We start from the raw sequence: 22222 nt of genomic DNA, 5'->3' as shown, positions 1-22222 counted from the left end.
GGAGAGGAACATGAGAGAGCAGTTCAAGGGAATCCGGGAATCGGATGTGGAAGCCTGCATCCCCGCTGATGTGCTCGGGCAGATTGAGACGGAGGCAGACCGGCTGACAGACGTGCTGGCAGGTCTGATCAGCTACAGTGATGAGATCCGGATGGAGGATGGCGAGGGCAGCAGACGCTCCCTTCAGACAATTGAATCGGATGCAGAGGCGCTGGCACTGTTCCGTCATCAGCTGGCGGCGGATCCGGTTTCCGGGTTTTTAAACGGGACAAAGGTGAGACAGGGAAAGTCCGCAGATACACTGCTTGGGAGCTTTCGGAAAAAAATGCGTCTGAGGATTTCAGGACAGACGCTTCGAACAATCGGGACCAGGATTGCGGACAGGCTTCAGGAGGATCTGCAGCCTGAACGGGGAGGCATGAGACGCAGAAGAAGGCCGGAGCCGGTGCTGGTTGGCAGCATCAGAGCACTTCCGGACAGCTATGGCAGGGCAGCGGTGATTTCAGCCGCAGCCGTGCGTGTCGGGCAAAACACAAGGCTTCTGCATGCATGTGCGGCAAAGTACCAGCTTGAAGCAGCAGAGGCCATGCTGGACCGGTACGATTCGATCCATGAGGTGGCCCGGTCTCACGTTCCGGATCTCTTCAGCGATGCCAGAAAAATCAGGCGCCATTTCACCATCCATGTGGGAGGTACCAACACAGGAAAGACGCATGACGCCATGAAGGCGCTTGCCAATGCTCCTTCCGGCGTCTATCTGGCGCCGCTTAGAATGTTGGCCTATGAAGGCCGGGCGGTCATCGAGGAATATGGTGTCCCGTGCAGCTTTGCAACCGGTGAGGAGAAGGAAATCAAACCTGAAGCCTCCCATATCTCAGAGACGATCGGGATGCTCGATTTCCGCCATCGGTATGATATGGCTGTGATTGATGAGTGCCAGCTGATATCCGGAGAGGACGGGTCTCTTTACACCAATGCCATTCTCGGCGTCAATGCGCCCTTTGTGGAGGTTTGCTGCGCATACAGCGGACTTGAGATTACGAAACAACTGATCACACTCTGCGGGGATACGTACGAGGTGGTCGAGCATATCCGCACAAGCGAGTTGAAGTTCGAGGAGGAGCCGTACCGGGGGCCGAGGAAGAACGATGCGTACATCGTTTTCTCAAGGCTTGGCGCCTATGAGATGGCGGCCTGGCTTCAGAAAAAAGGGATGAATCCGTCCATTGTCTATGGAAAACTTCCCTACGAAGTGAAAATGGAGGAGGCGCGGAAGTTTGAGCGCGGCGACACGGACTGTCTTGTCGCGACAGATGCCATTGCGATCGGCCAGAACTACAACATAGAGCGGATCGTCTTCCGGGATACGGTTAAACATATCAATCGCAAGGAAGTGGAGCTGGATTCCCAGACGGTCAAGCAAGTCGCGGGAAGGGCTGGACGGTACGGACGTTTCCCGGTTGGCTATGTGAATACATTTGACGCGGCAGACAGAGCGGAAATCCGGCAGAAGCTGGAGGAAAAGGATATTCCCTCCGCGGCTGCACCCCTGGAGCTGCCATCGTTTCTGGTGGATGTCGATCTCCCGCTGAGTCTGATCTATAAGGCATGGAATGAGGCAAAGGCAGGAGTGCCGTTTGTGAAGGCGGACACATCCACCGAGCTTTATATCTGCAGACTCATCGAATCGCGGTACAGGCGGATTGGAAAACGGGATGAGTACAGCCTTGCAGCCCTGCCGCTGGATCTGAAGGACCGGGATCAGGAGGGTCTGCTTGACAATTTTCTGTATCTGTATGACAAGGAAACCGGGACGGACGAGGAGTGGAAGCTTCTGCTTCCAGACAAAGAACAGATTGGAAAGATTTTGCGGTACAGACCGCACATGATGACACTGGAGAAGCTCTGCAGGCAGCTGGATCTGGCAAGCTCGTTTTTCTACAAGATCAGAAGAGACGATCTCGCTTCCTATGTCATTCGGCTGAAACCACCCATCACAAAGCGCATCGCTGAGATGATGGCGGAAAAGCCGGAGAATCGAACGGAAGAATCCGGGAACAAGACCGGCGAGCAGGTGCAGCCCGCGTTCCAGGAGCGCCATGCGGACTGGACTTTGGCATACATCTATGTCTCTGTCTCTGGGCAGACAGAGCGCAACACCGGGCGTTTTCCGTATGGAGATTACAGAAGGCTGTATTCAAGGGAGCTTCAGCAGTCCTTTGGCAATGAAGCCACCTATATTGATTATTACTGCTACAAGAGAAAGACCAGGACGCCGGACTACTGCCGCTTTGAGCCGTACTTCCGGTATACCGTGAAGCTGGATCCGAAGTATATCGTGTCCGACGAAGGCGCATACTATCTGGCAGAGCATTTCCAGATTGTACGCTGTGATTACCAGCACAGTGCCTCACCAATGCAGATCAGGGGGAAGCATAAAGCCGTACGCTGAAAAACAAAGACAGAAAAACAAAGACAGAAAGGCAAAGACGGAAAGGCAAAGGCGGACAGGCAAAGGCGGACAGGCAAGACAGAAAGAGAAAGACAGGATAGCGAAGAAATGGCTCCGGGCTGATGATGCCCGGAGCCATTTGTCTGCCTGAAGCTTAAGACCTTGTTCTTGTGTTTTTGTTCTTGACCTGTCCGGCGGTTTCGTATCAGGCGAGCGCCGCTTCGTCCTCCATGTTCCGGACCGCGGCTGACAGCATCAGCTTGATCCGGTTGAGCTGGTTTGCCTCCGACGCACCCGGGTCGTAGTCGATGGCGACAATGTTTGCGTCGGCGTGCTGCCGGCGGATTTCTTTTATAACACCTTTCCCCATGATATGGTTCGGCAGGCAGCCGAAGGGCTGGACGCAGACGATATTTTTCGTGCCCTCCTCGATCAGCTCGAGCATCTCTCCGGTCAGGAACCAGCCCTCGCCGGTCTGGTTGCCGATTGAGATGACAGCCTTCGCCCGCTCGGCAAGGCTTTGGATATGGTGCGGTGCCTTGAAACGACGGGAGGCATCAAGCGCTTCGCGGGCTGTTTTTCTGCAGTGCTCGACGAACCTGATGCCGATGTTGCAGAGTGCCGTTGTCGCCTTCCCGGCATAGTGGTTCTGACACTTGAAGTTCTCATTGTAGAGGCTGTAGAGAACGAAGTCCAGAAGCTCCGGCTGGACAGCCTCGGCACCCTCGCGCTCCAGAAGCTCAACCAGATGGTTGTTTGCGGCAGGAGAGTACTTGACCAGAATCTCACCAACAATCCCGACCTTCGGTTTCTTCATGTCCTCATGGATCGGCAGAGAATCAAACTCCTGTACAATCTTTTTGCACAGACGTTTGTAATCTTTTCCGGATGGATTCTCGGAATAGAGAAAGTCGATGCATTCCTTCTCCAGTTTTTCGTGCAGTCTGTCCGCACTTCCACGCTCCACCTCATATGGGCGGACACGGTAGAGACATTTCATGAACAGGTCGCCGAATTCGCAGGCAAAAAGCGCCCGCTTTGCAAATGAATAGTTCAGGCGGAAGCCTGGATTGCTCTCCAGCCCCTGCACCGAAGCGGCGATGACCGGCACATATTCCATCCCGGCCTTCTTCAGCGCCCGGCGGAAGAAGCCGACATAGTTCGACGCGCGGCAGCCGCCGCCGGTCTGGGACATGATGATCGCACACTTGTGCGGATCGTACTTGCCGGATTCCAGCTCGCTCATCATCTGCCCGACGACAATCAGGGACGGGTAGCAGGCGTCATTGTTGACATATTTCAGTCCCTTGTCGACCGCGTCCTTCTCAGGCGGATTGACGACCACCATATTGTAGCCGCTCGCTGTCATGGCAGCTTCCAGAAGACCGAAGTGAATCGGACTCATCTGAGGCACAAGGATGGTGTAGTCCTTCCGCATTTCCTTTGTAAACGAAACGGTCTCCTGAGCAGAAGAACGGATGGTCCGGGCGGTATGGTTCTTTTTACGGATTCGGATGGCCGCGATCAGTGAACGAATCCGGATTCTCGCCGCACCGAGGTTGTTGACCTCGTCAATCTTCAGACAGGTGTAGAGCTTATCCGATCCGGTCAGGATTTCGTCGACCTGGTCGGTTGTGACCGCATCGACACCGCAGCCGAACGAGTTGAGCTGGATGAGATCCAGATTGTCACGCTGCTTCACAAACTCCGCTGCGCCGTAGAGCCGCGTGTGGTACATCCACTGGTCCAGAACGCGGAGCGGACGTTCAATCGGGGCGAGCTCCGAGATGGAATCCTCCGAGAGAACTGCCATGCCATAGGAGTTGATCATTTCCGGGATGCCATGGTTGATCTCCGGATCGATGTGGTAAGGACGCCCTGCCAGTACGATGCCATGCTTTCCGGTCTCCTCCAGATAATCCAGAATCCGCTGTCCTTCCGCATAGACCGCCTGCCTTGTGCGGTCCAGCTCCGTCCATGCCGCTGAAGCTGCCTCGCGCACTTCCCGCTCCGGAAGATCGGAGAAGACATCAACTAGCTGCTCCGTGACCGTCTTCAGACTCTCGAAGGATATGAACGGACAGATGAAATCGATATTCTTTGACCGGATCGTCTCAACATTATTCTTGATGTTCATCGGGTAGGACGTCACGATCGGGCAGTCGTAATGGTTGCCGGCCTCCTTGAACTCCTTCCGCTCGTAGGGAATGCAGGGATAGAAGATTTTCTTCACCCCCTGCGCGATCAGCCATTCGATGTGTCCGTGCGTCAGCTTGGCCGGATAGCACTCGGACTCGGACGGGATTGACTCGATACCAAGCTCGTAGATCCGATGCGTGCTCGCCGGCGAAAGCACGACATGATACTTCAGCTTTGTGAAGAACAGATGCCAGAACGGGTACAGCTCGTACATATTCAGCACGCGCGGGATACCGATCGTTCCCCGCTCCGCTTCATCCTCCGGCAGAACCTCCCTGTCAAAGAGCAGGTGGTTCTTGAAATCGTACATGTTCGGCAGGTTTTCAGCATTCTTCTTCTTTCCGATACCCCGTTCACACCGGTTTCCAGAGATGAAGGTCCGTCCGCCGGAGAAATGGTTCACTGTCAGCCTGCAGTGATTCGTGCAACCCTGGCACTTGGCATTGTGTGTTGTATACTGGAGCGCACGGATCTGACGGATCGAGAGCATGGAAGTCTGTTTCCCTTCCTCATAGCGCTCCCTTGCGATCAGACCGGCTCCAAACGCGCCCATGATGCCTGCAATGTCCGGGCGGATGGCTTCACAGCCGGCAATTTTCTCGAACGCTCTCAGAACGCCATCGTTGTAGAAGGTTCCGCCCTGGCAGACGATGTGGCGGCCAAGCTCTTTGGCATCAGAAACCTTGATGACCTTGTACAGAGCATTTTTTATGACTGAGTAGGAAAGACCGGCGGAGATATCCTCGACACTGGCTCCCTCCTTCTGCGCCTGCTTGACCTTTGAGTTCATGAAGACTGTGCATCGGGTTCCGAGGTCAAAGGGGTGCTCCGCAAAAAGTGCCGCCTTCGCGAAGTCCTCCACCGAATAGTTCAGAGACTTTGCAAAGGTCTCGATGAACGATCCGCAGCCGGAGGAGCAGGCCTCGTTGAGCTGCACCGAATCGACCGCGTGATTCTTGATTTTGATGCATTTCATATCCTGTCCGCCGATGTCAAGAATACAGTCCACATCCGGGTCGAAGAAAGACGCCGCATAGTAGTGTGCGATGGTCTCGACCTCGCCCTCGTCCAGCATCAGGGCAGACTTAACCAGCGCCTCGCCGTAGCCGGTGGAGCAGGAATAGACAATATGGGCATCCTCAGGCAGCCGGTCATAGATCTCCTCAATCGCACGGATAGCCGTCTTCAGCGGGCTGCCATTGTTATTGCTGTAAAACGAGTACAGAAGGGAGCCATCTTCAGAGACGAGCGCCGCTTTTGTTGTCGTGGAGCCGGCATCAATGCCGAGGAAGCAGTTTCCGCTGTAGGACTCCAGCTCCTCCGTCGCCACATTGTACTGATTCTGCCGTTCGATGAAGTCGTCATACTCATCCTGAGAGGCGAAGAGGGGCTCCATGCGCGGAACCTCGAACTGGATCTGAACGCCGTCCGTCAGCTCCTTCTCCAGCTCACTCAGCAGACGGTCGGAATCCTCATCCGTCACGGCCTTTCCAGCCTCATAAAGCTGCTCGGCAAGCTTCTCGTGCTCCTTCGAGTGATTGACGGCCATCGCGGAATGGGCGTTCAGACCGGCACCGATTGCGGCGAAGAGGTGAGAATTGTCCGGGATGATGGCATGCTCGTCGTCAAGCTTCAGCGTGCGGATGAAGGCTGTCCGCAGTTCACTCAGAAAATGGAGCGGCCCGCCGAGGAAGGCAACATGCCCCCTGATTGGACGCCCGCAGGCCAGACCGGAGATGGTCTGGTTTACAACAGCCTGAAAAATGGATGCGGCGAGGTCTTCCTTTGTCGCGCCGTCATTGATCAGAGGTTGGATATCGGTCTTGGCAAAAACACCGCATCTGGCTGCGATGGTATAGAGAGACTGATAGTGCTTCGCGTACTCATTCAGTCCTGTGACATCGGTCTGGAGCAGGGAGGCCATCTGATCGATGAAGGAACCGGTGCCGCCGGCGCAGGTTCCATTCATACGCTGATCAATCGAGGAACCGTCAAAATAGATGATCTTCGCATCCTCCCCGCCGAGCTCAATCGCGACATCCGTCTGCGGCGCATATTTTTTCAGTGCCGTTGAGACCGCGATGACCTCCTGGACAAAGGGAATATCCATGTTTCCCGCGAGTGCCAGTCCGCCGGAGCCTGTGATCACCGGGGAAACCTTCACGTCCCCCACCGCCTCCCGGGCTTCCTTCACAAGGCGGGCAAGTGTACCCTGGATATCCGCAAAGTGTCTCTGATAATCTGAGAAGAGCAGCTTTTTGCTTTCATCAAGGACGGCCACCTTGACAGTGGTGGAGCCAATGTCCACGCCGAGTGCGTACTTTGTATTCCGTGCCATATAGATCAATAATTCCTTCTTATTAAAAATGTGTGTATGATTCGATTCACAATGGGGTATTATACAACAGTCTGAAGGAGCAGGAGAAGCAACAAAGACCGGCGAATGTATTGAGCATAATGGACATATTTGATAACATATACAGCTGACTGGCGGGAAAGCTGCCAGACCCTGACACCTGTCAGGAAAAATGATGTCCTGTCTGATGAATGCGGCAGGAACGTGAAAGGCGTGGGAGAATTGAAAGGATTGCAAAGATTGCAAAGATTGGAGAGGTTCGCTGACCGCCATTTTTCGAGGACGAAGAGATGGACGGCTCTGACCCTGGCAGCGGTTTTAACCGCAGGAACTGTGGGAGAAGCCTGGGCAGACGTACAGACTACAGAAACTGAGACAGAACAAACATCTGCCGGCGAGACGGAGCATAATCAGACGGAGACAAGTTCGGAACGGGTTGAACAGGAAACAGACCAGGCACAAGGCACAATCAGTCAGACAGAAGCAGGGCCGGTGGCAAGTGATACCGGGACAGCAACGGAATCCGCTTCGGCTTCGACCGAGTCCGTTCCGGTCTCAACGGAGCGCGCTTTGGCTTCGACCGAGTCCGTTCCGGCCTCAACGGAATCCGCTTCGGCTTCGACCGAGTCCGTTCCGGTTTCCACGGAATCCGATGGAACTGAGACAGCTGCTTTCAGTGAGAAGCCTGCTGCCGGAAGCAAGGAGACTGTGCAGGCGGAAACACAGCCTGTCTCCATCGAGACAAAGGGGGCGGCAGATATTCAGGTTGTGGTCAGATTCGACTTCCGCGGTCTGAATCCTCAGACAGCTACCTATCTGGCAACTGCTGCGGATAACCCGATCAAGCATTATTCGGTGACAATCACAGACCAGAGCACCGGGCAGAGGGTGTATTCAAGTGACGCAGTCAAACGGGATACAGGTGACGCTGGTGTTTTAAGCCTGAAGCCGATCACGGTGAAAGCTGACTGGGACATGGGACAGCCGGATCCCTCAACCAAAGAGTACAGGGATGTGACGAAAACCTATTCGGTGCAGGTGGCGGTTCCCCATTTCAAGCCGCTTGCTGAGAAGACGTTCACCCTTAAAGCATACCAGGCAGGGTGGAAAGTGCTTCCGGAGACTGAAAAAGAAAGCGGCAAGGAAGAAAACGGCAAAGAAGAAAACGATAAGGAAGAAAGTGCGAAATCTGAAACAGGCAGTGACAGCGTAGGTGACATCGAAACACCTGATCCGGTAAAGATTCCGGAGTTTTCCTGGAAGCTGACAGCCGATGGCCAGGAAGGTGAAGAGAAGAATCCGGTTGCGATGCTGACTTTCGTTCCACAGGTCGATGTGGATCAGACGAATCTGACGCCGGTCTCCCTCACGAATCTGACAAGAATCTCAAGACCTTATGGGAAAGCACTTGAAGGCGGAGCCATCACACCTGGGTATGTCATTTCCTCCTTCCTGAAGCCAACTGGAAAGACCAATCCGCTTGTCCTGCTGGATAAGGCATCGTACGCGCTGATTTCCAGTCAGCTTGCGGATACGGACCTGGGACATTCAAACGGCATGACATATGTCGCATCACGAAATGAAATTTACACAACGCCTGTCAAGACGGATGGAGTATACCAAATCATTGTCCTGGACGCTTCAACACTGAAGGTAAAGCGGAGGATCCGGGTCGACCAGTATTACAATTCCATCTCCTACGATGAAACAAGAGATGTCTTCTTCCTGGGAAACCGCGCAAACTCCCTTGAAACAGCGACAGTCTACAGCGGGGATCTTTCAAGAAAAATCAGCTCCTTTCATGTCCCGTCCAATCTGACCCATCAGAGCAGCGGAACCTGGAACGGACTTGTTTACTTTACAGCCAGTGAAGCCGGGCGCTCATCCATGTATGAACCGGTTCCGGATGGACGTTTCAGAAGCGGCGACAATGTCATCTGGATCTACGATCTATACGGCAACCTGCTGAAGACCTACTATATTCCAGCCTCATCTGACGGGACACATCGGGAGATCGAGGCCGTCATGTTTGACAACGGAAGGATGATCCTGCAGTTCAACGAAAATGGACAGGCCGGCTATTACTTTGTCAATCCGGAGGCCGCAGCCACGACTGTGTCAGCATCAGTCAGTGTCCAGAACAGTTATCCGAGGGATGGAGAATTTCAGGCAGGTCTGTACTTCGGCGGGCAGAGAGTCGCAAGCGTGACGAACGCCGGAGGGATGTTTACATTTACACCGGTCTGGATCACTCAGCCAGGAACCTACAGTTACCAGATCATTCAGGACAAGGGCGGGGATATTTACAATACGATCTATTCCGGGGAGACGATCACTGTCGCTGTGAACGCGCTGTATGACCCATTCACAAACAAGCTGACGCTCTCTTCCTGGTACCAGGGCGGATCGACGATCCACAACTACCGGATTACAAAGACCGAGAAGAAAAAGATCACAAAGGTCAGAAAGGCAAAACCAGCCGTCCGTTCTTTGTCTGCCGGGAAGAAGAAGCTGAAGATCCGATTCAGGAAGGTTTCCTATGCGGCAGGCTATGAAATCCAAGTCTGCAGAAACAAAAAGTTCAAGGGCAAGACCCTGAAGACTTATTGGACAAAGAAGACCAGCAGAACGATCTCGAAACTGACCGGAAAGAAACGGTACTATGTCCGAATCAGACCGTATCGGATCCTTCGAGGAGTCACATACTATGGAAAGTATTCAAAGACCCGGTCTGTCAAGGTAAGATGAGGGCATATGGAGTAAAAAACGGCAGCGGCCGGCAGAGGGAAAGGGAAAGGTGCATCGATGAGAGCAGTCAGCTGGAATGTGAACGGCCTGAGAGCCTGCATGGGAAAAGGATTCGAGGAATCATTTGAAAAACTGAATGCGGATATCTTCTGTCTGCAGGAAACCAAGCTCCAGCAGGGGCAGATTGAACTGAAGCTTCCGGAGGAATATCAGCAGTACTGGAATTATGCGGAGAAGAAGGGCTATTCGGGGACGGCGGTCTTCACTCGGCTGAAACCCGTGGCGGTTACATACGGGATCGGAATCGAGGAGCATGACCATGAGGGACGTGTGATCACGCTGGAGTTTCCAGACTACTACTTTATTACCTGCTATACGCCGAATTCGCAGGACGGCCTCAGAAGGCTTGAATACCGGATGAGATGGGAGGATGATTTCCGCACTTATATGAAGAAGCTGGATGCGCAGAAGCCGGTCATCGTCTGTGGAGACCTGAATGTTGCGCATGAGGAGATTGACCTCAAAAATCCGAAGACAAACAGAAAGAACGCAGGATTCACAGATGAGGAGCGGGGCAAGATGACAGAGCTTCTGAATGCCGGATTCACGGACACCTTTCGCTACTTTCATCCGGACGAGGAGGGCATCTATTCCTGGTGGAGTTATCGTTTTCATGCCAGAGAGAAGAACGCAGGCTGGCGCATCGACTACTTTATCACATCGAAAAGAATCGATCAAAAGCTGCTTGCTGCAGGCATCCATACCGAGATCTTCGGCTCCGATCACTGCCCGGTGGAACTGGATGTGGGGATCTGAAGGTCTGGCACGCAGCCTGTCATTTAATTTTTCTGACAGGCAGGGAAAGGAAAAAATCAGACATGAGCAAAAACTATACACTTCTTACAACGGACGGCCGCGCGAAGCGTGGGGAGTTCCGCACGGTTCACGGAACAGTGCAGACGCCTGTGTTCATGAATGTCGGTACAGTCGGTGCGATCAAGGGTGCTGTCTCGACAGATGACCTCCGGGGAATCGGGACGCAGATTGAGCTGAGCAATACCTACCATCTGCACGTCCGGACCGGTGATGAGGCGATCAAAAAGCTTGGCGGACTTCACCGGTTCATGAACTGGGACAGGCCGATTCTGACCGATTCAGGCGGATTTCAGGTCTTTTCATTGGCTGGTCTTCGGAAGATCAAGGAAGAGGGCGTAACCTTTCACTCACATATTGACGGGCACAGAATCTTCATGGGACCAGAGCAGAGCATGCAGATTCAGTCGAATCTGGCTTCCACGATCGCGATGGCCTTCGATGAATGTCCGCCCTCGAAGGCGGAGCGAAGCTATGTAGAGAATTCCGTTGCGAGAACCTACCGCTGGCTGGTCCGCTGTCAGACGGAAATGAGGCGTCTGAATGGTCTTGAGGATACGATTAACAAGCACCAGATGCTCTTCGGCATCAACCAGGGAGCCGTGTATGATGACATCCGCATCGAGAACGCGAAGCGGATCACGGAGCTTGACCTGGACGGATACGCGGTCGGCGGTCTTGCGGTTGGCGAGACGCATGAGGAGATGTACCGGATCCTCGACAGCACGGTGCCGTATCTGCCGCAGGACAAGCCAGTCTACCTGATGGGAGTTGGGACCCCGCTGAACATCGTCGAGGGCGTCTACCGGGGCGTTGATTTCTTCGACTGTGTCTATCCGACCCGAAACGGCAGACATGGGCATGCCTACACGCACCATGGGAAGATCAATCTGCTGAATGCAAAATTCATGTTTGACGAGCGCCCGATCGAGGAGGGCTGCAGCTGTCCGGCCTGCAGATCCTACTCCAGAGCCTACATCCATCACCTGTTCAAGGCGAAGGAGATGCTCGGGATGCGGCTGATGGTTCTGCACAATCTCTATTTTTACAACCATCTGATGGAAGAAATTCGAAACGCAATTGACGAGCATCGATATGGACAGTTCCGCAGAGACTTTACCGAGGCCTATAATACCCCGGACTGCTGAGCCGGTCAGAATAATGCTTGATACAGATTGTGAATTTGTGTAAAATGAAAAAAGTTTGATTCAGACTACGCAGGAGGATATGAACATGAATTCAGCTCTTTTACCGGTATCTGTTCTGACCGCAGGCGGCAGCTCCGCAGCTGCGGGGGGCGGCGGACTTTTCATGATGATCATCTATATGGTCATCATCTTCGGCGCGATGTATTTCTTCGCGATTCGGCCGCAGAAGAAGGAACAGAAGAGACTGCAGACGATGATTTCACAGATGGAAGTCGGAGACACGGTTGTCACAACCTCCGGTTTCTACGGCATTGTGATCGCTGTCGATGAGGAGGACTGCATCGTGGAGTTCGGCAACAACAAGAACTGCCGCATTCCGATGAGAAAGTCCGCGATTGCCGAGATCGAGAAGGCATCGGACTCTGCTCCGGCATCCTCTGAGCCAGAGAAGACCACGGAAAGCGCTGCTCCGAAAAAGGCTGCTGTCAAGGGACCGAGAGCCGCTGCAAGAGAGGCAAAGGAAGCCATGAAGCAGGCAAGAATTCAGGAAAAGGAGAAGGCCGTCGAGGAAAACAAGGCAGCCAGGGAAGCGAAGGAAGAGAAGAAAGAACAGCAGTAATGCTGTATAAGAGCATGAGACCATGCCAGAGAAGGCGCGCCGCAGAAAGATGCAGGCGCGCCTTTTTATGGACGCAGTGCCTCAATTCTTTTCAGGGGGCTTGCACACGTGTGCTATGATGGAATGCGGCACAGGCTCCGGAAAAGACGGAGCCCAAGATATGAATGAGGAGGCACCTTATGGATACACTTGAAATACTCAAAGACTTATGCATTATTCTGGTCTTCGGCAAGTTTTTCAGCCTGGTGGCGCGGAAGCTGCATATGCCGGAAGTTGCGGGACTAATCATATCCGGAATCCTGATCGGTCCGAGCGTGTTCGGGCTTGTGAAGCAGAGCGATTTCCTTTCCGGTATGGGAGAGATCGGTGTCATTCTGCTGATGTTTTCAGCAGGACTTGAGACCGATATGGAGAAACTGAAGGAATCCGGGCTGAAGGCGACGCTGATTGCACTTGCAGGCGTGGCGGTTCCTGTTTTCGCCGGAACCATTCTGTACATGAGCTTCTATGGGTTTGCAGGACCCGGAAGCGAAGAGTTTATGAAGGGACTCTTTATCGGGACGATCCTCGCAGCAACCTCTGTTTCGATTACGGTTCAGGCGCTCAAGGAGCTTGGCAAGCTGAACACGGTAGTCGGCACGACGATCATGAGCGCCGCGATCATTGACGATGTCATCGGCATCCTGGTCCTGACTGCTGTCATGAGCATGAAGGATCCGTCCAACAACATCGGGGTTGTCGCTCTGAAGACGCTGGCATTCTTTGCAATTGCCCTTGTCGGCGGGTACTTCATCTTCCAGCTGATGAAAAAACTGGAAAAGCGTTCGCCACATACAAGAAGGATCCCGATTCTGGGCGTGGCACTTGCGTTCGCACTTTCATACATTGCAGACAGATATTTTGGAGTGGCGGATATCACAGGCGCCTACTGCGCAGGCGTCATTCTCTGCTCGCTTAGAGAGTCCGATTACATTGAGCGGAAGGTCGATATCAATTCCTACATGATCTTCGGACCTGTTTTCTTCGCAAGCATCGGACTTCAGACGAATCTTCGCCAGCTTGACACAACCATCCTTGTTTTCTCACTTGCCTTTGTCGTGGTCGGGCTCGTCGGCAAGATTATCGGCTGCGGCCTGATGGGGCGTGCATGCGGTTTCAACGGACATGACAGCATGAAGATCGGTGTCGGCATGATGACCCGGGGTGAGGTAGCACTGATTGTTGCACAGCGCGGGCTGAAGGCAGGCCTCATGACCAGCTCCTATTTTACAGCCGTAATTCTGTTGATCATCGTCAGCTCGATTCTGACCCCGATTCTTCTGAAAATGCTCTACGAGAAATATCCGGAGGCTGCCTGAAAGGAATTGCTTTCTGATCGCAGGCCGCAGGAGAAGATATCCATCGAAGAAGGATATCCGTAAGAACGCCAGAAAAGCAGAGACTGTGGAGAAAATCCGCAGCCTCTGCTTTCTTTATGCTTTATGTGGTTACATGATGCGGTCAGTCCAGACCTTCCCACACAACCTGCTTGTAGTGGACGGGGTCTGTATCACCTTCTGTGGAGAAGCAAAGAACGGTGGAGTCCGGTCCGAGCCCGAGCTCCCTCCGGATGTCGCTGTAGCAGTCCTCCATCATGATCGTCGCGAGGGCACCGAAAGTCGCGGCGCCGGATTCACCACTTGTGATATGCGGATCGTCCCTGAAGCAGCCGGCCAGCATTCGCATGCCTCGGAGCGTCATCCGATCTTCCCCGGAGATGAAGCCGGTTGCGTGGTTGCGGAACAGATCCCAGCCGATCTCACAGGGCTCTCCGCAGGCCAGACCTGCCATGCAGGAATCCATATCCCCCTCCACGATGACGCGGGAGCCGTCCCCTTTCTCATTGCTCCGGTACATGCAGTCGGCTGCGTGCGGTTCCACGACGATGATCTTCGGCGGGTTGTCCGGATAGAGGGCGGAGAAGTAGCCGGTCACAGCGCCAGCCATGCAGCCGACGCCCGCCTGAACGAACACGTGGGTCGGGCGCGTGCCGAGCTGCTCCGCGGCTTCGTCCGCCATCACCCCGTAGCCCTGCATGATCCAGGACGGAATATCGAAATATCCGGGCCAGGAGGTATCCTGAACAATGACGCTGTGGGGTGTCTCCTCCGCAAGCCGGGCAGCCTTCCGCACACATTCATCATAGTTCAGGTCCTCAATTGTAACCTCTGCCCCAAGTGCGCGGATGTTGTCGAAGCGGGACTTTGCGGTTCCCTTCGGCATCAGGATCACGCAGCGCTGGTGGAGCATTCGGGCTGTCCAGGCGACGCCACGCCCGTGGTTGCCGTCCGTAGCAGAGAAGAAGGTGCAGGGGGCAAGCGTTTTCAGAAAATGCTCGTCCGTCAGAACACTGTAAGAAAGCTCCGAGATATCTCTGCCGACTTCGTCAGCGAGAAATCTGCCCATCGCATAAGCACCGCCGAGGGCTTTGAAAGAATTCAGACCATAGCGGAACGACTCATCCTTCACTGCGACGGTGCCGAGCCCGAGATAAGAGGCCATCTGCTTCAGGCTTCTGAGCGGTGTCTCCTGATACTGCGGGAAGGTTCTGTGAAAATTTCTGGCTTTGGTGACCTCCTCCTTTGACATGAGCGAAAGATAGGGATCTGAGGTCTGCGGAACCTGTCTGGGTTTGTATTTCAGATCGACGTGTGTAAACATGGCATCTTCCTCCGGAAAAATGTGTTGGATAAAAACGTTGAAATCTTGTTTAAATATTCTATGTATAGTGTATCACAACCTGCATGAAAACATGTTATACTGGAAAAAACAATTTCAGTCCGGGCCTTTGAAAGGAAGCCTGAGCAGACAGGCGAAAGGACTGCCTGAACCGGGCCGGACGGAAGTATGGAGACGAACCCAGGAGGTATGCCGTTATGATCGATCTTTCAGTCAACAAGGAAAGCCTGAAACACAACATCGAGAATGCGCGGAAGAACAACGTCATTCTCCCGACCTACGAAGAGATGAAGGATCCTGGAAAGATTCCGGCAAAGATTCAGGAAAAGCTGAAGAATGTCGGGCTGTGGGATGTGAACCCCCTGAACCTTTTCCGTATCACATGGAAGAACGAGCCGAAGGAGACAGGCGGGCTCTTCCAGAGCGTCCCGAATTACATCGAATTTCCGTCAAGCCTGACCGGCGTCCCCTGCCGGATTGTCGCGATGGTCGGAAAGTGGTTCCCGACCGGCTGTCACAAGGTCGGCGCTTCCTATGGCTGTCTGGTCCCCGAGCTTGTCACCGGGCACTTTGATTCCACCGTTCATAACGCGGTCTGGCCGTCCACAGGAAACTACTGCAGAGGCGGGGCCTTCAATTCACGCCTTCTTGCCTGCAATTCGGTTGCCATCCTGCCGGCGGAGATGTCGAAAGAGCGCTTCGACTGGCTGAAGGGCGTTGCCACACAGGTTATTGCGACACCGGGCTGCGAGTCCAACGTCAAGGAGATTTTCGACAAGACGAACGAGCTGAAGCAGGATCCGTCCATGATGATCTTCAACCAGTTCGAGGAGATGGGCAATGTCGTCTGGCACTACAATGTCACCGGCAACGCGCTCGCGGATGTGTATGAGGCCGTGAAGCGGCCGGGAGACCGGTTTGCAGGCGCTGCATTCACCTCCGGATCGGCAGGAACGCTTTCAGCGGGAGACAGGCTGAAGGAGCTCTACCCGAAGGCAAAGCTTGCGGTCGGCGAGGCGCTTCAGTGCCCGACCCTTCTGGAAAACGGATTCGGCGGCCACCGCATCGAGGGAATCGGGGACAAGCATGTGCCGTGGATCCACAATGTCCGCAATACCGACATGGTCATCGATATTGACGACGAGGACTCCCAGCGCCTGCTGAGACTCTTCAACACGCCGGAGGGACAGAAGTACCTGAAGGAGGAGCTCGGACTGGATGAAGAGCTGGTTGAGAAGCTGACCTGGCTCGGCATCTCCGGCATCGCGAACCTGCTGTGCTGCATCAAGATGGCGAAGTACTATGAGCTTACAGAGCATGATGTGCTGGGAACCGTCCTGACCGACTCGGCAGCGATGTATCAGTCGAGAGTCGACGAGCTCAATCAGATGTACGGGCCGTACAGCGAGACGGAGGCGAAGCTTGACCACTGCCGCCATATCCTGGACGAGAAGACGGACAATATGCTGGAGCTGTCCTACTACGACAGAAAGCGCATCCACAACCTGAAGTACTATACCTGGGTCGAGCAGCAGGGGAAGACGAAGGAGGAGCTGGACGCTCTGTGGTATGACCCGGAGGGAACCTGGGATGCCGTGCACAGACAGGCAGCCGAGATGGATGAGCTGATCAATGAATTCAATGACGCGACCGGACTGCTGAAGGAACTGTAAGGGGACGGTATATATCGCAAGCGGGATCAACGTGGGCAGTCCCGGGAGCGGGAGGCTCACGATCAGTTGCAGAGGCTGTTACAGATGGTGTAGACTTGTTTCAGTTTTCAGTCAAAAAGGAGGAATGTTATGATCGAGAATCGTGTTTACAATTTCTCAGCAGGACCATCGATCCTTCCGGACGAGGTGCTCCTGTCCGCACGGGAGAACCTTCTGAACTACGAAGGCTCGGGCATGTCCGTCATGGAGATGAGCCATCGCTCAAAGGTCTATGACAAGATTATCAACGATGCGTTTGATCATCTGCGCAAGGTCATGTCGATTCCGGACAATTACAAGATTCTGTTTCTCCAGGGCGGGGCGACCGGCATGTTCGCGGCGATTCCGCTGAACATTTCAAAGACCGGCGTGGCGGATTATATCATCACGGGCAACTTTGCAAACAACGCGTACAAGGAAGCAAAGAAGTACATGAAGGATGTCCGTGTCGCAGGATCCACGGAAAGCGAGAACTTCACCAGAATTCCCTCTCAGGACGAGCTGACGCTCAATCCGGCAGCAGATTATGTTCACATCTGCCAGAACAATACCATCTTCGGAACAGCCTGGCACACACTTCCGGAGACCGGCAGCGTTCCGCTGGTTGCGGATCTTTCGTCCTGCATCCTCTCTGAACCGGTCGATGTCTCGAAGTACGGCATCATCTATGCGGGTGTCCAGAAGAATATGGCCCCTGCGGGATTCGCCGTTGTGATCGTGAGAGACGATCTGATCGGAAATCCGCAGCCGATCTGCCCGAAGATCTGGGATTTCGGCAAGCAGGCAGAGAAGAATTCGATGCTCAACACGCCGCCGACCTGGTCTATCTACATCTGCAAGCTGGTGCTCGAGTGGATCATGAGCATCGGAGGACTTGAGGAGCTGAAGAAACGCAATGAGAAGAAGGCCGCGCTTCTGTACGACTATCTCGATTCGCAGAGCTTCTACAAGGCACAGGCGAAGAAAGAAAGCCGCTCGATGATGAATGTCACATTCAGAACAGGCGACGACGAGCTGGACAAGAAGTTTGTCGCAGCATCTGTCGAGGCCGGCTTTACGAATCTGAAAGGACACCGTCTTGTCGGAGGCATGCGCGCATCCATTTATAATGCGATGCCGTACGAAGGCGTCGAGGCGCTTGTCGACTTTATGAAGAAGTTCGCGAGAGAACAGGCTTAATCTGCCGTTATATACCTGCAGGGCAGGCTGCACAGAGATTCAGTCAGACTGCGTCAGGCCCTGCAGCGTATGCGGACATCGGAATCCGTCTTTTCGGGCTGTGCCGGTCAGCCGGCCCTGAAGGGACGGATTTCTTGATATCATGATTACAGTGCCAAAAGTCTTCCATCATGCATGCTTCATGCAAGTGGCGGCAGGACTTATTGACACGCCCCACATGAGGCATAAAGCGGCACGCAGGCGGCACGAGAATGCCGCATGTGCCAGAGATATCACAAATATCATAGGATGGAGGATGACAGCATGCATGCATTCAGTGAGATGGGACTCAGAATTCCCAGGATCCAGCTTCCAAAGGAAGGGACGGACTATGAGAAGTGGGCGGTTGTCGCCTGCGATCAGTATACATCCGAGCCTGCATACTGGGAGGAGGCGGACAGAATCGTCGGCACTTCCCCGTCCACGCTGCGGATGATTCTGCCGGAATACTACCTCGGAAAGCCTCAGGAGGAGGAGCTGACAAAACAGATCCGGAGCCATATGAAAGAGTATGAGGAAACCGGGGTGCTCAGAACGCTTCCGGAGGGCTGCATGCTTGTGAAGCGGACGGCAGCCGGGCGGACAAGGCTTGGTCTGGTCATCGCAGTGGATCTGGAAGCATACGACTATACGAAGGGCTCCACCTCCCTGATCCGCGCGACCGAGCGCACGATCACGGAGCGGATTCCGCCGAGACTCCGCATCCGGAGAGGAGCGCCGATTGAGCTTCCGCATATCATCATCCTGATTGACGATCCGGATAAGACCGTGATCGAGCCGCTGGCAAAAAAGAAGGGGACGGTGGTCTACGATACAGATCTGATGCTGGACGGAGGCCATATCACGGGAACCTTTTTCCCAAAGGAAGCGCTTGGCGGTGTACAGGAGGCCTTCTCAAGGCTCTATGACAAGTCGACGGAGTGTTTCGGCAAAGGGAAGGAATTCCTCATGGCGATGGGGGATGGAAATCACTCCCTGGCGACAGCAAAGGCTGCATGGGAGGAGATCAGGAAGACGCTGTCCCCGCAGGAGAGGGAGGATCATCCGGCCAGGTATGCGCTCTGCGAGCTGGAGAATGTTCATGACGATGGCATTGTGTTTGAGCCGATTCACCGCGTGCTGTTCGGTGAGGGAAAGCTGACAGGGGAGGAGATCGTAAGGAAGACCGTCGAAATTCTAAAAAAGCAGAATCCGGACGCTTATCTGGCGGAAGAATCTGATGGGAATGAGGCGGGGGCGGTCGACTGTGGAGACCGGGATGCTGCTCAGCGCGTGACGCAGACAGGCCGGAAAGAGGACAGCTACAGGATCCCGGTCATCTATGGCGGCACGTGCAGGGTGCTGGTGATCGATCATCCGGTCTCCGGGCTTGAAGTCGGAGCTCTCCAGACGGCACTGGATGAGCTCGTCAGGACGGAAGGCATCCGGATCGACTACATCCATGGAGAGCAGACCGTGTCGGAACTGGCCTCCTCGGTGGAGAATGCGGGATTCCTGCTTCCTTCCATGGATAAGCACCGCCTGTTCCCGGCAGTTGCAGCGGACGGCGCTCTTCCGAGAAAGACCTTCTCGATGGGACATGCGAACGAGAAGCGCTACTATCTGGAAGGCAGAAGCCTGCAGGTGTGAAGCGGCGCGGATGTGAACTGGTGCAGGCTGAAAAACAGCAGCCAGATATCAGCAAACAGAAAACAGAAAACAGAAAACAGAAAACAGAAAACAGGGGGACGGTCAGGATGGCAGAAAACCAAAAGACAGGCCGGGGGCTTACTTCGGCGGAGGCTGAGCAGCTTCTTTTGTCCGGGCAGGGCAACGAGCTTCCGCAGGAAGGGACAGGCAGCGTGAAAAGCATTGTCATCTCGAATGTTTTCACGTATTTTAACGGGATCTTTCTGCTTCTGGCCATCCTCCTTATCATTGCAAGGTCCTATAAGAGTCTGACCTTCCTGCCGATCATCATTGCCAATACAGCGCTTGGTATTGCGCAGCAGCTCTATGCAAAGAAGGTGCTTGACAAGCTGGCGCTTCTGGATGTGTCTGAATATACGGTGATCCGGGACGGAAAGAATGTGAAAGTGCCCTCCGGAAAGCTGGTCCTGGGGGATGTGATCCGTCTGGAAAGCGGTCAGCAGATCCCGGCGGACGCGGTCGTGGTTTCCGGATACGCAGGCGTCAATGAGTCGCTTCTGACCGGTGAGGCGGATGAGATACAGAAGAGCGAGGGGAGCGAGCTGAAGTCCGGAAGCTTCGTTGCATCCGGCCGGCTTCTGGCGAAGCTGACGCATGTCGGAAAGGACAGCTATGCGGCACAGCTGACAGAGAAGGCGAGGGAGGCGAAGGAAGCACCCTCCGAGATGATCCATGATGTGGAAATGATCATCCTGATTGCCGGCATTCTGGTGATTCCGGTCGGCGGACTCCTTCTGTACCAGGGAATGGCCGTGAACGGACACCCGTTTCATGTTGCTGTTCCGTCCATGGTCAGTGCTGTGACCGGCATGATTCCGGAGGGACTCTATCTCCTCGTCACGGTGGCGCTGGCGATGAGCGCCGCCAGGCTTGCGCTCGGCAAGGTTATGCTGCACGACATGCACAGCATCGAGACCCTCGCGCGGGTGGATGTCCTGTGCGTTGACAAGACCGGCACCATCACCAGCAATGTCATGAAGGTGACGGAATTCTTTGACCCTGCAGAACCTGAAGCAGGCACGAAGGGGGATTCGGCGAAGGGAGAGCCTGCGGCTGTGGCGGAGAGAAAGGATGCCCGGGAACTTCTGGCATCCTATGTCTCGACGGTGCCGGATGCGAACATCACGATAGAAGCAATCCGCGCAGCCGTTCCGAGGAGGGGCACGCTGGAGGGAAGCGAGGTTCAGCCGTTTGACTCGTCGGTCAAGTATTCGGAGGTGCGGCTTCCGGACGGCACCCTCTACAGGCTGGGGGCACCGGAATATCTGCTTTCGGAGAAGGCGCTTGCCCGGAACCAGACGCTGATCGACCAGAGGGCGATGGAAGGAAAGCGTGTGCTGGCTCTTTCCGAGGGAAGCGGCCAGAAGGCACAGCCGCTTCTGTTTATTGCACTGGAAAATGAGATCCGGGAGCATGCACAGGAGACCTTTCAGCGTTTCACAGAGGAGGGCGTCCGTGTTGTTGTCATATCCGGAGACAATCCGCTGACTGTATCGAAGGTGGCAGGCAAGGCAGGCATTCCGAACGCCGACCGATATGTGGATGCAGCCAGCCTTGACACGGATCAGAAGATCCGGGACGCTGTGGACCGGTATGCTGTATTCGGACGCGTGAAGCCGGAGCAGAAGAAAGCCCTTGTCGATGCCTTCCGCTCAAAGGGGCTCAAGGTGGCGATGACCGGAGACGGCGTCAACGACATCATCGCGATGAAGGCGGCGGACTGTTCCGTCGCGATGGGAAGCGGGAGCGATGCGGCCAGACAGGCGGCACAGGTCGTTCTGCTGGATTCCGATTTCTCACACATGCACGACATCGTTCTGGAGGGGCGGAGGGACATCAACAACATCACCAGATCCGCGATGCTGTTCCTCTACAAGAACATTTTCTCACTCCTTCTGGCGGTATTTTCTATCATCGGGACGTTCATGTATCCGCTCAGACCGACGCAGGTCTCCCTGATATCGACCTTCAACATCGGTCTGCCGGCCTTTCTGCTCGCCCTTGAGCCTAATGAAAAAAAGCAGCATGGCAGCTTTATCCGGACGACTCTCTTTGGCGCGATGCCGCCTGCGCTGACTTCATTTTTCTCGATTGCGACGATGGTGCTGTTTGCGCAGCTTTTCAACATCTCGCAGGCAGATGTCTCGACCGCCAGCACCTATCTGATGGCCCTTGTCGGGTTTCTGATCCTGCTCAGGACGGCGCAGCCGCTGAACAGATGGCGGATTGCCGTGATCGTGGGATGTGTGCTCGGATTTCTGGTGGCATCAGACTATTTCTCAGGCCTGTTTGAGATGAAGAGCCTGTCCCTGAAGGCATGGGCGCTGTGCCTGGTCTTTGCACTGGCACAGGTGACCGTCATGCGATGGCTGACGCAGCTGTTCTCCTGGATCGAGGTGCATACGGAAACAAAACGACAATAGAAACAGCAATAGAAGTAACATATAGGGACAATAGAACAATATACAGGGGCAATAGAAGCAATAGGTG

Annotated in this window: 11 protein-coding genes and 1 pseudogene; 10 read left to right on the top strand and 2 right to left on the bottom strand. The window is 54.5% G+C overall.

Going from position 1 to position 22222, the window contains the following annotated elements; all coding sequences use genetic code 11:
- Positions 1-10: 10 nt before the first annotated feature.
- Positions 11-2452, top strand: a complete 2442-nt coding sequence (locus tag FYJ35_RS03935; RefSeq protein ID WP_154523495.1) for a helicase-related protein — start codon at positions 11-13, stop codon at positions 2450-2452.
- 205 nt (positions 2453-2657) lie between these two features.
- Here the strand turns inward: FYJ35_RS03935 and FYJ35_RS03930 are convergent, their stop codons facing one another.
- Positions 2658-6989: a 2-hydroxyacyl-CoA dehydratase gene (locus FYJ35_RS03930; RefSeq protein WP_154523492.1), complete on the bottom strand. Its 4332-nt coding sequence runs from the start codon at positions 6987-6989 to the stop codon at positions 2658-2660.
- 231 nt (positions 6990-7220) lie between these two features.
- Between FYJ35_RS03930 and FYJ35_RS03925 the strand changes: the two genes are divergently transcribed.
- The 5 genes and pseudogenes from FYJ35_RS03925 to FYJ35_RS03905 all read left to right on the top strand — a co-directional run bounded on the left by FYJ35_RS03925 (position 7221) and on the right by FYJ35_RS03905 (position 13753).
- A complete protein-coding gene (locus tag FYJ35_RS03925) occupies positions 7221-9755 on the top strand; it encodes a RodZ family helix-turn-helix domain-containing protein (protein WP_154523489.1) in 2535 nt (844 codons plus the stop codon).
- Positions 9756-9812: 57 nt separating this feature from the next.
- On the top strand, positions 9813-10571 hold the full coding sequence (locus FYJ35_RS03920; RefSeq protein ID WP_154523486.1) for an exodeoxyribonuclease III: 759 nt from the start codon (positions 9813-9815) through the stop codon (positions 10569-10571).
- A 62-nt stretch (positions 10572-10633) separates the two neighbouring features.
- The gene (gene tgt / locus FYJ35_RS03915) at positions 10634-11776 is read left to right on the top strand and encodes a tRNA guanosine(34) transglycosylase Tgt (RefSeq protein WP_154523483.1); all 1143 of its coding nucleotides are present in this window, start codon (positions 10634-10636) and stop codon (positions 11774-11776) included.
- A gap of 163 nt (positions 11777-11939) precedes the next feature.
- Positions 11940-12197, top strand: a pseudogene (gene yajC, locus FYJ35_RS15165) (preprotein translocase subunit YajC); the annotation flags it as partial.
- 377 nt (positions 12198-12574) lie between these two features.
- A complete protein-coding gene (locus FYJ35_RS03905; protein WP_154523477.1) occupies positions 12575-13753 on the top strand; it encodes a cation:proton antiporter in 1179 nt (392 codons plus the stop codon).
- A 142-nt stretch (positions 13754-13895) separates the two neighbouring features.
- Here FYJ35_RS03905 and dpaL read toward each other — a convergent pair whose 3' ends face one another.
- Positions 13896-15095, bottom strand: coding sequence for a diaminopropionate ammonia-lyase (dpaL, locus tag FYJ35_RS03900; protein WP_154523474.1), 1200 nt, complete (start codon positions 15093-15095; stop codon positions 13896-13898).
- A gap of 215 nt (positions 15096-15310) precedes the next feature.
- Here dpaL and FYJ35_RS03895 point away from each other — a divergent pair, with 215 nt between their 5' ends.
- From FYJ35_RS03895 to FYJ35_RS03880, 4 genes are all read left to right on the top strand, one after another.
- Complete coding sequence (locus FYJ35_RS03895; RefSeq protein WP_154523471.1) at positions 15311-16786, top strand: pyridoxal-5-phosphate-dependent protein subunit beta; 1476 nt, start codon at positions 15311-15313, stop codon at positions 16784-16786.
- Between the two features lie 129 nt (positions 16787-16915).
- Positions 16916-18004: a 3-phosphoserine/phosphohydroxythreonine transaminase gene (gene serC / locus FYJ35_RS03890; RefSeq protein ID WP_154523468.1), complete on the top strand. Its 1089-nt coding sequence runs from the start codon at positions 16916-16918 to the stop codon at positions 18002-18004.
- A 303-nt stretch (positions 18005-18307) separates the two neighbouring features.
- Positions 18308-19672, top strand: a complete 1365-nt coding sequence (locus tag FYJ35_RS03885; protein WP_154523465.1) for a DUF1015 domain-containing protein — start codon at positions 18308-18310, stop codon at positions 19670-19672.
- Positions 19673-19779: 107 nt separating this feature from the next.
- Entirely contained in the window at positions 19780-22155 is a 2376-nt protein-coding gene (locus tag FYJ35_RS03880) for an HAD-IC family P-type ATPase (protein WP_154523462.1), read from the top strand.
- Positions 22156-22222 lie beyond the last annotated feature (67 nt).

The organism is Porcincola intestinalis, from assembly GCF_009696445.1.
GTDB lineage: Bacteria > Bacillota > Clostridia > Lachnospirales > Lachnospiraceae > Porcincola > Porcincola intestinalis.
Note: the sequence above shows the minus strand (reverse complement) of the source record. Positions and strands in the feature narration are given on the sequence as shown.

Excerpts from the sequence above, each read along its gene's own strand:
- dpaL (WP_154523474.1), bottom strand. The coding sequence starts at position 15,095 with ATGTTTACACACGTCGATCTGAAATACAAACCCAGACAGGTTCCGCAG.
- FYJ35_RS03920 (WP_154523486.1), top strand. The coding sequence starts at position 9,813 with ATGAGAGCAGTCAGCTGGAATGTGAACGGCCTGAGAGCCTGCATGGGA.
- FYJ35_RS03885 (WP_154523465.1), top strand. The coding sequence starts at position 18,308 with ATGCATGCATTCAGTGAGATGGGACTCAGAATTCCCAGGATCCAGCTT.
- FYJ35_RS03935 (WP_154523495.1), top strand. The coding sequence starts at position 11 with ATGAGAGAGCAGTTCAAGGGAATCCGGGAATCGGATGTGGAAGCCTGC.
- tgt (WP_154523483.1), top strand. The coding sequence starts at position 10,634 with ATGAGCAAAAACTATACACTTCTTACAACGGACGGCCGCGCGAAGCGT.
- serC (WP_154523468.1), top strand. The coding sequence starts at position 16,916 with ATGATCGAGAATCGTGTTTACAATTTCTCAGCAGGACCATCGATCCTT.
- FYJ35_RS03880 (WP_154523462.1), top strand. The coding sequence starts at position 19,780 with ATGGCAGAAAACCAAAAGACAGGCCGGGGGCTTACTTCGGCGGAGGCT.
- FYJ35_RS03930 (WP_154523492.1), bottom strand. The coding sequence starts at position 6,989 with ATGGCACGGAATACAAAGTACGCACTCGGCGTGGACATTGGCTCCACC.
- FYJ35_RS03895 (WP_154523471.1), top strand. The coding sequence starts at position 15,311 with ATGATCGATCTTTCAGTCAACAAGGAAAGCCTGAAACACAACATCGAG.
- FYJ35_RS03905 (WP_154523477.1), top strand. The coding sequence starts at position 12,575 with ATGGATACACTTGAAATACTCAAAGACTTATGCATTATTCTGGTCTTC.